General features: G+C 35.2%; 4 protein-coding genes. 1 reads left to right on the forward strand and 3 read right to left on the reverse strand.

Features of this window, described 5'->3' with window-relative positions; all coding sequences use genetic code 11:
- Positions 1-113: 113 nt before the first annotated feature.
- The gene (locus C1A06_RS14455) at positions 114-1502 is read right to left on the reverse strand and encodes a Gfo/Idh/MocA family protein (protein WP_101690856.1); all 1389 of its coding nucleotides are present in this window, start codon (positions 1500-1502) and stop codon (positions 114-116) included.
- 479 nt (positions 1503-1981) lie between these two features.
- Positions 1982-4591: an alpha-L-arabinofuranosidase family protein gene (locus C1A06_RS14460; protein ID WP_101690857.1), complete on the reverse strand. Its 2610-nt coding sequence runs from the start codon at positions 4589-4591 to the stop codon at positions 1982-1984.
- A 508-nt stretch (positions 4592-5099) separates the two neighbouring features.
- Here C1A06_RS14460 and proA point away from each other — a divergent pair.
- Positions 5100-10901, forward strand: coding sequence for an anti-phage protein ProA (proA, locus tag C1A06_RS14465; RefSeq protein ID WP_101690858.1), 5802 nt, complete (start codon positions 5100-5102; stop codon positions 10899-10901).
- Here the strand turns inward: proA and C1A06_RS14470 are convergent, their stop codons facing one another.
- Positions 10902-12047 (reverse strand): retron St85 family RNA-directed DNA polymerase, encoded by a 1146-nt coding sequence (locus tag C1A06_RS14470; protein ID WP_101690859.1) that lies wholly within the window; start codon positions 12045-12047, stop codon positions 10902-10904.
- Positions 12048-12161: the final 114 nt, after the last annotated feature.

The raw sequence follows: 12161 nt of genomic DNA on the forward strand, positions 1-12161 counted from the left end.
CTTAAATAAAATATTGTCGATTGAAATAAAGAAGACGATGTAAATAGATTTATTTACATCGTCTTCTTATTATATTGAAAAGTTGAGAATCTTTTAGATAGCCATTACAGAAATCATTTTATCGCAAACTTAAGACCATCCAGCTTATTCCATCCTCCACGAGTAAAATCAGGGATAGCAACTGGGGCTGATTCATTTTCCAAAGACAATGCTGTCAACGGAACTAAACAACACCATTCAGCTAAGTCATAAACATCCATATCAAGAGGAAGCCCATTTTGTAGACAATAGATCAATCGATAATCCATAATAAAGTCCATACCGCCATGTCCTCCGACTTGTTTTGCTTTTTCCTCAATGTCTTTTACTATTGGATGACGATATTGTTCCATCAAAGCCTTACGTACATCATCTGGAAGATAACTGTGTGCATCCAAATTCTCATGATCAAGTTTTTCATTCAGATTCAGTTGATTTCCATCCAAAGCGTAACCTTCGATAGGATACTTGTTAGCAAAACCTTTTGTCCCAGTCAACTGATACATCCGACTATATGGACGAGGAGAATTAACATTATGCTCAATAAGAATTGTTTTACCCTTTTCAGTTTTAATCAGTGTAGAAGTATGTTCTCCATTTTTAAAATCTGCAACTTCTTCTCCTGTAGATTCTTTAATAAAGTTTACACTCGAAATTTGTTTTGCATCTACTGACACAAGGTAGTTCATTTTATCGCCACGATGAATATTCATAGCCTGGCAAACCGGACCTATACCATGAGTAGGATAAACATCGCCACGATGATGACGATTATAGTTCATGCGCCAGTTATTCCAATAAGTTTTCCAAAAGCCCTGAAGAGCATGTATATAAGCCCCTTCTCCATGTACGATCTCTCCTAATAAGCCTTGTTGAACCATATTAAGAGTAGTTAGTTCAAAGAAGTCGTACACGCAATTCTCTAATTGCATACAATGTTTACGTGTTTGTTCTGAAGTATTTATCAATCCCCATATTTCATCCATAGTCATTGCTGCCGGAACTTCTATAGCTACGTGCTTACCATCTTTCATAGCCTGAATACCAATAGTAGCATGGCTAAGCCAATCCGTTGCAACATATATAAGATCAACATTAGGTAAAGCCGTAACTTGGCGCCAGACTGAAGTATCACCATAAAATTCTAACGCTTTCGGTAAACCTTTATCAACTAATTTCTGATTTACCTTCTCAACTCGATCTTTCTCAACATCGCATAAAGCGACAACTTCTACTCCATCAATGTGAGTCATACGATTCACAGCTCCAGGCCCGCGCATACCAAGTCCAATAAAAGCTACACGAACTGTAGGAATAGGATCACATGTTAATTGCAGAACATCTGTTTGACCAGCTGGTCTACTTGGTACATCTGTTTCTATTACTCTTGAAGTATTCTTTGGGCTTTCGCAACTAATCAAAAGAAAAGAAAGAGTAAATAAGCCTAAAATAATTTTTCTCATATTCTTATGTTATTTATGTTTTATAAATTCTTTTATACATTGAAGGTTACTACCAAGCTTCTTAAATTGTATCATCTACTTTAATTTCAGCCTATTCAATACAATCATAAAAACAATAGTTACAACTAAAATATCATATAAATATTCTCATGAGATAGAGATAGCATAATAAGCTTGTAAATAATATAAGTGTTTTTCTAATGAAATATAAATATACTAAATTCAAATTATTATGTTCCGAGAATATAATTGTTTTTTGAGAGTCTTCTCAAATTTATTGCTAAGTAAGAAAAGAAGCTAGGTTACCGCAATTAAGGTAATCTAGCTTCTTTGTTATTATGATTATACTAATTGACATTTAGAGAGTTTATTCTCTCAATATCAAACTTCATATTATACCGATTTACGACTTCAATAATTAGTATTAAATCAATCCCAATTAATTATCCTTCTTTTATAACTTTAGCATAACACTATATTTAGTTTCCTCTTAAGACCACAAAAGAGTAAGGCGGAATCCTTAAATTTTGTATATCCGAAATAGATATTTGACTTTCTAACGGACGTACTCCCCTATCGTCAGGTTTGCCTTCCATTACGGTTTTCTTGATCTCAGAATTTTGTAGTTTTAAAGAACTAAGATCTAATTTGGCTTTTACTTCTACCGGAAGGATATTCACCAACTTGATAATTACATCACCTGATTTATTGTCGCGAACAACTGAGCAGGCTATACGCTTTCTCACTTTATCATCATTAGTATCAACATTCATATTAGATACGATATACTCATCTCCAGAGTTTTCGCCATACAGTTTCTGTACAAAATAGCCAACTGTAGGTTTCACTTCGCTATTATTGAAATAAATTAAGTCTGGATTCCATTGCGTACGTCCCTCCTTAGCCAACAATGGGGCATAAGATGTCATATGCACAACATCGCCATTACGCTCACACGAAGTCAAATAAAGTGCTTCAGCCAAAGCTGTCTCAAGGTTTGTTGGACGGCCAGGTAGATGTGCTGCATATTCACCCAAATATACTTTAGATTTATTTCTGTCATATTTATCATAATAATCTTGATTATAGATAAACCAACCTGGTGGTTGATAGTAATGTTCATCCAAGATCGGAACTTGCAATTCATTAGCAAAAGCCCAACCTCTATCATAATCCGAACCTTCAGAGAATGGACCGGCAGTTCCTATTACCATTATTTCTGGATACTTTTCTTTTATAGCTTTAAAAATCATCTCAAAACGTTCTTCAAAAACATCCGAAATAAGATCTTCATTACCAACACCAATATATTTCAGATTGAATGGAGCTGGATGTCCTGCTTCTGCGCGCATCTTAGCCCATTTATTTGTCTTAGGATCTCCATTAGCCCATTCTATAAGATCTAAAATATCTTGTATATATGCATCCATTTCTGACATAGGAATACCTCCCTGCTGACCACCGATAGCACAATTGTGACGAGCAGAGTTTTGACAAGGAACTCCTGCAGCTACAATAGGAAGCGGCTCTGCATTTATATCTTCACAAAATTGGAAATATTCATAATACCCCAAGCCTGCCGATTGATGGTACCCCCAAAGATTTCGTTGTGGCTTGCGGGCTTCGAGTGCGCCAATTGTATTTTTCCAATGATATATATTACCTATTCCATCACCATGAGCTACACAACCTCCAGGAAAACGGACAAAACGAGGCTTCATATCTGCCAAAACCTGAGCTAAATCTGCACGAAGTCCATTTTTACGTCCTTTGAATGTTTTCTGAGGGAATAAAGAAATCATATCCACTGCGTATGAACCTTCTCCCTGCGGAATTACTTCTAATCGAGCATTAGTTGTATTTTTTTTTGCAACAATAACAACATTATATTTTTTCCAATTTTGAGACAAAGATTTTGTATTTGCCTCTCCACAAACTTCTCCTGAATCGTTTATCAAACGTATTAGTAAATTTGTTTTTTCACCTTTCAGGACACGAGCAAAAATTGAAAAATCATATTTTTCGTTTGCTTTCAACACAATTCCGTCGAATCCTTCGTTTGCTATACCACTACCAACTTTATTAACAGATAATATAGCATAATGAGGATTATTTTCATGAATAGGATCCTTTGTATCTATTACAAATTCGACATCATTACCTACAGTTTTCCATGAACTATAGCTATTCCAATTCTTATCACCCTCTCTATCTGACGGTTGATATTCGAAACCTCTGTTCTGTATCAGCTCGGCATAAATACCACCATCAGCTGCATAGTTGATATCTTCGAAGAAAATGCCCATCAGTTTGTCACTGATTTTTTTAGTTTCATTGGCATTGATTACAATGTGTGCATCAACAGATTTTAGGTTCGCAAAGCGTATAGGGTCTTCTTTTGTTGTTTCCCCAAACAATTGATTGCGATAATTTGTCAGACTAACTTTTATATTCAAATTGTCTATAACTTTCCAAGCCACTTTGTGGATCGTCCCGACCTCCTGCTTGTTAGCTAGTAATATATGCTGACGCTGGCCGATACGTTCCCCTTCGGCTATTTTCCTTGCTTCAGTATATGTAGTAAAATCTTTAGAGTCTACAGCATAAAAAGTAGTATCGCTAGAGTTTTCAGATACACTAACCCATGAAACAGTGTACACTCCATTTCTATAAGATAGTTCTGGTTCTAAACAGTTATTATTTGATACAATAGGATAAGATTGTGGCTTCCAATTTACTAAATCCTTTGATGTAGCATAAGCAAAAGTTCCGTCATGTGAGTTCAAACTCCACACTGCGTGCCAATCGCCAGAAGGTCCTTGGAACAAAACAGGAGAATACATCCTTTTTTCAGAGCCCCAACGGCTATAGTCGGATTTTACGAAAGCGAACTCAGGTCCTATGGCATTCCAGTTTTTTCTATCAATACTCCATGCAAAGTAAAGGCCTCCTGTTCCTTCATTATCACCTTTTGTATAAGCAAATATATATGCCGAATCAGGTTTTGCTGCTATAGGGTATTCGAAACCAAACATATTGATATTGGCAAGGAATAAAAATAAAATTAATAGTAATCTTTGTTTTTTCATTATATTGGTTATTAATTAATTAGCACAACTCTTTTTTATTAATCTACTTTCATCAATTTAAATATGCAAATACAAACTTCATACTTATAATATGAATTGAGTCATATTAATTATAGCTGAATATCAGGATGACAACAAACTATATAGAATTCTATTTTTCTAAATTTGTAATGAAGAGTAATATAATATCCTTTGCCTAAGCCTTCACTTTAGAGGTATCGGTTTAACACACAACTCTAAAAAAATTGGATAACAGTCTTCTCTCTGACTTTCATCATTTAATTTTAAGTTCAGTTATTTAGAATATTTATATAAGTATACAAGTGACTATAGGTCTAAATAATTAACGCACGATGTATAACCATTAAGCCTTATACAAATATATAATCACAAGACCAAAGAAAAAAACTTTTATCTCAATAAGTCCTAAAATAATAAAATACCTATAGCTATTCACTCCCATTAAAATAGTATCTTTAAATTTGGGCAATATCAAAAGAATATAACTATGGTCAACGAACTCGTACAAATTAAGGTCACACTCTCTTATCTACCTGCTGTTAATTTTTCAATGCAACAGAATATGATCTCTATTATACGTGAGATCTGTATCGAAAATACAACAGAAGAGACTCTGACTAATTTGATCGTTAAATTAAACTTCGAGCCAGAATTTGCAACTTCCGCACCTATTGCTATCGAGTCTATTAAAGCAAAAGAGACTCTCAAAATAGAAGTTCCTAAATTAAATCTTATACCAAATTATTTCGCTCAACTAACAGATCGTTTTAGAGGAAATATCTCCATAGAAATCGTTGATAAAGAAAAAACACTTTCAAAAGAAACATATCCCATTGATATACTAGCTTATGACCAATGGTCTGGTATCAATATTTTACCCGAAATCCTTTCTGCCTTCGTAACGCCAAATCATCCTGCTGTTTTGCCAATCATTAAACGAGCAGCGTTTATTTTGGAAAAATGGACCGGAAATCCTTCATTGGATGAATATCAAAGTCGAAATCCAGATCGAGTACAAAAGCAGATGGCTGCCATATATACAGCCATTGTTGAACAACAGATTATTTACAGTACTGTTCCTCCCAGTTTTGAAGAATATGGGCAGCGAATTCGACTTGTTGATGCCGTTATGTCACAGAAACTAGGAACATGCCTTGATATGGCATTACTCTATGCTTCATGTTTGGAGGCAATAGGAATACACGCCTTGATAATAGTCGTTCAAGGGCATGCTTTTGCGGGAGGTTGGCTTGTTCCAGAAACATTTCCTGACAATATAATTGACGATATATCGCTAATCAGTAAAAGAATAGCCGATGGGATTAATGACATAACTCTTGTCGAAACTACTTGCATGAATATGGGTAAAAATACCGATTTCGATCAGGCTATCAAAATTGCAAATAGTAAAATTAGTCTACAAGATTTTATTTTAGCTATAGATATAAAAAGGAGTCGATTCTCTGGAATTAAACCGATACCGCAACGTATATTGAATGGACAATATTGGGAAATAAAAGAAGAAACTCCTATCGTAGATAAATCCGAAACTTCCGTACCACAAACGATCAATCCTTATGATTTATCGGGTATTAGCCCCGAAGTAGTTATTACCAAACAATTGCTATGGGAACGAAAACTGCTTGATCTAAGTTTACGCAACAATCTACTAAATATCAGAATTACCAAAAACACATTACAGCTAATTTCAGCCAATGTCGATTTATTTGAAGATGCATTAGCCCAAGGCGATGAATTTCGCATCCTGCATAAACCAACCGATTGGGACAATCCTTTATTCGATTATGGTCTTTACCAATCAGTATCAGGTACAGATCCCATTATTGATTTGGTCAAATCTGAATTAACGCAGAAGCGACTCCGTTCATATCTCAACGAAAATGAACTAAGCAAAGCACTTACACACCTTTATCGTTCTTCACGAACTGCTATGGAAGAGAATGGTGCTAACACACTTTATGTAGCCCTCGGTCTATTGAAATGGTATGAGACTAAAGCCAGTGAGCGTCCACGATATGCTCCTATACTTCTTCTTCCTGTAGAGATTATACGTAAATCAGCAGCTAAAGGTTATGTTATACGTTCGCGCGAAGAGGAAACAATGATGAACATTACTTTGCTTGAGATGCTTCGTCAAAATTTCAATATCAATATAGGAGGTTTGGATCCTTTACCAACAGATGATAGTGGAGTTAATGTAAAATTGATTTACTCGATCATCAGAAATAGTATAAAGAATCAACCCAAATGGGACGTCGAAGAGCAGGCTATATTAGGACTTTTTTCTTTTAACAAATTCATAATGTGGAATGATATCCACAGCAATTCGCATAAGCTGATTGAAAACAAAGTAGTTGCCAGCTTGATGAATGGGAAAATAGAATGGAATCTGAACGAAATAAATATAGACGCTCAAGATCTTGATAGAGATGTTACACCCGATCAAGTCGTGTTACCTATTAGTGCCGATTCATCACAATTAGAAGCTATATGGGAAGCAGCTGAAGGAAAAAATTTCATTCTACATGGTCCACCCGGAACAGGTAAATCTCAGACAATCACCAATCTTATCGCCAATGCTCTTTATAAAGGTAAGCGCGTACTATTCGTAGCCGAAAAAATGGCTGCTCTATCTGTTGTACAACGCCGTCTGGAAGCCATTGGACTAGCGCCTTTCTGTCTGGAACTCCACTCTAATAAAGTAAAGAAAGGAACAGTTCTATCTCAACTTAAAACTACCACTGAAATTGTCAGAACAAATTTTCCTGAAAATTTCAGTCAAGAATCGGAACGTATTTTTGCCCTCCGTTCAGAAATGAACAAGTACATCAATTCATTGCATAAAGTTTATCCATTCGGAATATCTCTCTATGAAGCAATCGTAAAATATCAGCAGATTGATAGTCAACCATTATTTACTATACCTGGATATATCTTATCAGGATTGGATAAAGGCCGACTACTTCAATGGCATGAGGCTCTGGATGCATTAATATCAACATCTAAAGCTTGTGGACATCCTCATAACCATCCTCTTACTGGCATCTTTATCGAGAATTATTCTTCAACATTGAAAGACGATGCTGCAAATCATATTAATGAGACAATCTCTATACTCGCTGACATTAAAAATCAACTGGAGCTACTTTCCAATTTATTTTCTGGATTTGAGCCATCTAAAAGCAAGTCAAATGCCGAAACTGTAGTCCAACTAATTGGTAAATTACTAGAAATACCAGAATTGACTTCAGCCTTGCTGACAGCCCCTCAACTCGAAAATATATCTAGTGAATATACTGAAGTATGTACACATGGTAAAAAGCGTGACAATTTAAAGCAAGAATTACTGAAAAGCTTTTCCGATAGACTATTATCCCTTGATGCCAAGAAATTACTATTAGAATGGAATCAAGCTGCAAATAAATGGTTCATACCTCGTTTTCTAAGACAAAGAGCTATTCGTAAGCAGCTATTTACTCACGCAATAGAACCACTTGATAAAAGTAGGGTTCCAATAATCCTCAACCAAATTATAGATTATCAATCAGAAGATAATTACATCCAGAAACACGAAGAAAGTTTATCTCTTTTTTTCGGAAAATATGGACGTAAGGGCCTAGAAGATTGGCAAATAATAGAACAAATAGTCAGAGATGTAGACTTTATAAACTCACTAATCTTAAATCACACTAAAGATATTCAGAAAGCAACGAATATCAAACGTACTCTTTCTTCACAACTTACAGATGGAATTGCTACATTTAAAAACATGTATGCTTCAGATTTGACAAAATTAGTTGATCTTTTCTCTAAACTAAATATACAAGAAGGGATACTATTCGATACATTAAAGATAGATAACCAGATTTTATATAATGGATCTGATAACTGGCTAGAGCGCGGATTGTATCAATTGAATTTATGGTACAATAACCTAGATAAACTGAAAGACTGGTTTCAATGGCTTTTGGTGCATAAAAGAATGCAAGACTTACAGATTGGTTTCATAGCCGATCAATACAAGAATGAGAATATTAATACTGAGAAGCTATCAGATATATTCAAAAAGAGCTTATACAGGTCTATTATTGATTATATCCTGGCCGAAGAACCAAGTTTGGATCTATTCAATGGGCAAATATTCAATGATACTATTGAAAAATATAAACGATTAGTTGCTGATTTCGAACATCTAACTCGAAAAGAAATTTTTGCCAGATTAGCCGCAAATCTTCCATCTTTTACCAGAGAGGCGACACATAACTCGGAAGTAGGAATATTACAACGAAATATCCGAAATAATGCCAGAGGAACATCAATCAGAAGATTATTCGACCTAATACCTACCCTTTTACCTCGAATGTGTCCCTGTATGTTGATGAGCCCCATTTCTGTTGCTCAATACATAGATGTAGATGCTGATAAATTTGATCTCGTTGTATTTGATGAAGCGTCGCAAATGCCTACATACGAAGCTATAGGAGCTATTGCTAGAGGTAAAAATGTAGTTATAGTTGGAGATCCCAAACAAATGCCTCCGACTAACTTCTTTACAGTGAATACTGTTGATGAAGATAATATAGAAATGGAAGATCTGGAAAGTATTCTTGACGATTGTCTTGCACTATCCATGCCTGAAAAACATTTACTATGGCACTATAGGAGTAAACACGAAAGTCTTATTGCTTTTAGCAATTCTGAATACTACGAGAATAAACTTCTTACATTTCCTTCGCCTGATAATATTGAATCGAAAGTAAGATTTGTTCCTATAGAAGGACATTATGACAAAGGGAAGTCAAGACAGAATAAATCTGAAGCACAAGCAATTGTCAATGAAATAGCTCGTCGGCTGAAAGATAAAGAATTAAGAAAAAGAAGTATTGGTGTCGTTACATTCAGTATAGTACAACAAAGCCTTATTGAAGATATGTTGTCCGATCTCTTTATTTTTGATCACGAATTAGAGCGTCTTGCCTACGAATGTGAGGAGCCACTCTTTGTGAAAAATCTGGAAAATGTACAAGGAGATGAACGTGATATAATTCTGTTCTCGATAGGCTACGGTCCGGATAAGAATGGTAAAGTAAGCATGAATTTTGGCCCGCTAAACAGACTCGGAGGAGAACGTCGCCTCAATGTTGCTGTTTCGCGTGCCAGATATGAGATGATCATATTCTCCACATTAAGATCAGATCAGATCGATTTAAACAGAACATCTGCTATAGGCGTAGCAGGGTTGAAACGTTTCATGGAATATGCCGAAAGAGGTACACAGATTACAAGTAAAGTACAATCTTCTTCTAATGAAGAATCTATCAATCATATCATAGCTAAAGAACTAACTAATAGAGGCTATCTTGTTCACACTAATATTGGCTCATCTGGATATAAAATAGATATAGGAATTGTCGATCAAAATAATCCCGCAAAATATAAATTAGGTATTATATGCGATGGCGAAAATTATAGACAAGCCAAGATGGTAAGAGATCGCGAAATTGTGCAAAATAGTGTACTGAAAATGCTTGGATGGAAAATCTACAAAGTATGGACTCTCGATTGGTTTGAAAATCCAGATGCTGTTATAGAATCAATTCAGAAAGCGCTCAATTCTTGTGATGAAATCAACGAAGATCCGAAAAATAAGGAAATCGAAACACAAAATATTTCTTCAGAGCATATAATATTAGAAGAAAACGTAAAAGAAGACAATAGAGAAAAAATTAGGAGAGAATATCAAGCAACAATCTTAGACTCGAGCAATTGTTACAGCGAGGAATTTTTCTTTTCGGAAAATAGAAAAATTATTTTAGATCAAATAAACAAAGTTATAGAAACCGAAGCTCCAATAAGTCGGACACTTCTATGCAGGAGAATATTATCTGCTTGGAATATTTCTCGGCTAGGACCGCGCATCGATAGCTATTTAGAAGAATTATTTGATTGGAAAAATTACTATATATCTGAATCCGAAAATTTAAGTTTCTATTGGGTAGACGAAAATCAATATCACAATTTTGATTATTACAGAACTGGAGAAAGAGATGCTGTAGATCTTCCTCCCGAAGAAGTAGCTAATGCGTTGAAATATGTATTAACCGATGAAATCAGCCTACCAACGGCGGATCTATCCAGATTATGCGCACAACTTTTTGGATTTGCAAGAAACGGTACCAACGTAGATGCTGCCATCCATAGGGGGATAAGAAAGGCTGAGAAAAGAGGATTTTTAAAGATCGATAACGACCGAGCAATAATTTTATAGTTATAACTTTTTTAATGCTGAAAGTGACTTCTTCACAAAATCGTTATCTGGCTCTACCATATGCCAAAAGCTAAGCTGGCCTATAATACGTTTCAAATAGGTCGGATCCGTTGAGCCAATAAATCGCTGATGCTCTGCAAGACCTTTTGTCTGGATGAAATAAACATTTTTACGTAATTCTCGTTTCGTTGATTTTGGGATTGTCATTTTCTCTCCCGAACTGATTGAAATACCAGTTACGATCTTACGCCTTTTCTCTGTTATGTGACGGGTTTTCTTGCGCTGGATAATAAATCGTTCTTTGAATAGAATCTCGTCAATTTCAGCTAAAGTTGTTTCGAAATCAATATTGCTTCCTGAAAATGTCAAATCATCAGCATAACGAGTATATGATAATTCTTTCTTTTGCGAGAGAGCAGCTAATTTAACATCTACATCGCTAGCAATTATATTGCTTAGTACGGGGCTTGTCGGCGCTCCTTGTGGTAACTTATTATCAAGCGTACACAACTCTGCCAACACTTGAGATATGTTAGGTGGATAACCAATATTTTCGAATACTTTGATAACTTTTCGTTTCTTTATCGATCCGAAGAAATTAGTTATATCAACCTTTAGAATTTGACTTTTCCCTAAATGAGCCTTGGCATTCTGCACTATAGATGTATTTGAGCGAAAGCCAGTAGCAGCCGGATGGATGTTGACTGATACTAATATTCGTTTATAAATAGTCTTTTGTAAACTCATCAGAGCAGGACTCGGAGCCGATATTATACGTACTCCTCCACTCCTTTTGCTTATTCTGAAATGTGAGTAATGTTGTGATGTATTTCTTAGAATACCGATTAATACATCTTTTTCAATTATAAGGAAATTAGCACACCAAGTTATAGCTTCATCATCGAATGGCAATTGTACTGAAAAAAGTCGCGCAAAAAAGCCTTGTTTCTTTGCCGGATTCGACGAAAAATCTGAATCACTTTTTCGGGAAGAAAAAATACGGCTTTTACTTTTGTTCTTTTCACCTTTATCATAGCTGTCAATGTTTCTATTGTAGTTATCTACATCACCACCTCGATAATTAAGAACTTTATATAACAGCCAAAGGCCAAGACAGATTAATAATATGATTAAGGTTGTATTCATTGCTCTTATATAAAAAGAGGATGAGTATTTACTTTCTGTAACACCTTGATTTATACCTAAGAATCTGAAGGATTCAGGTAATACAATCAAGGTATTACAGAATCTCAGAAAAAG

Origin of the sequence: Dysgonomonas massiliensis, from assembly GCF_900240225.1 — a bacterium.
Classification (GTDB): Bacteria; Bacteroidota; Bacteroidia; order Bacteroidales; family Dysgonomonadaceae; genus Dysgonomonas; species Dysgonomonas massiliensis.

Bases quoted from the DNA above. Each gene is read 5' to 3' on its own strand.
- C1A06_RS14455 (WP_101690856.1), bottom strand. From the start codon at position 1,502: ATGAGAAAAATTATTTTAGGCTTATTTACTCTTTCTTTTCTTTTGATT.
- C1A06_RS14460 (WP_101690857.1), bottom strand. From the start codon at position 4,591: ATGAAAAAACAAAGATTACTATTAATTTTATTTTTATTCCTTGCCAAT.
- proA (WP_101690858.1), top strand. From the start codon at position 5,100: ATGGTCAACGAACTCGTACAAATTAAGGTCACACTCTCTTATCTACCT.
- C1A06_RS14470 (WP_101690859.1), bottom strand. From the start codon at position 12,047: ATGAATACAACCTTAATCATATTATTAATCTGTCTTGGCCTTTGGCTG.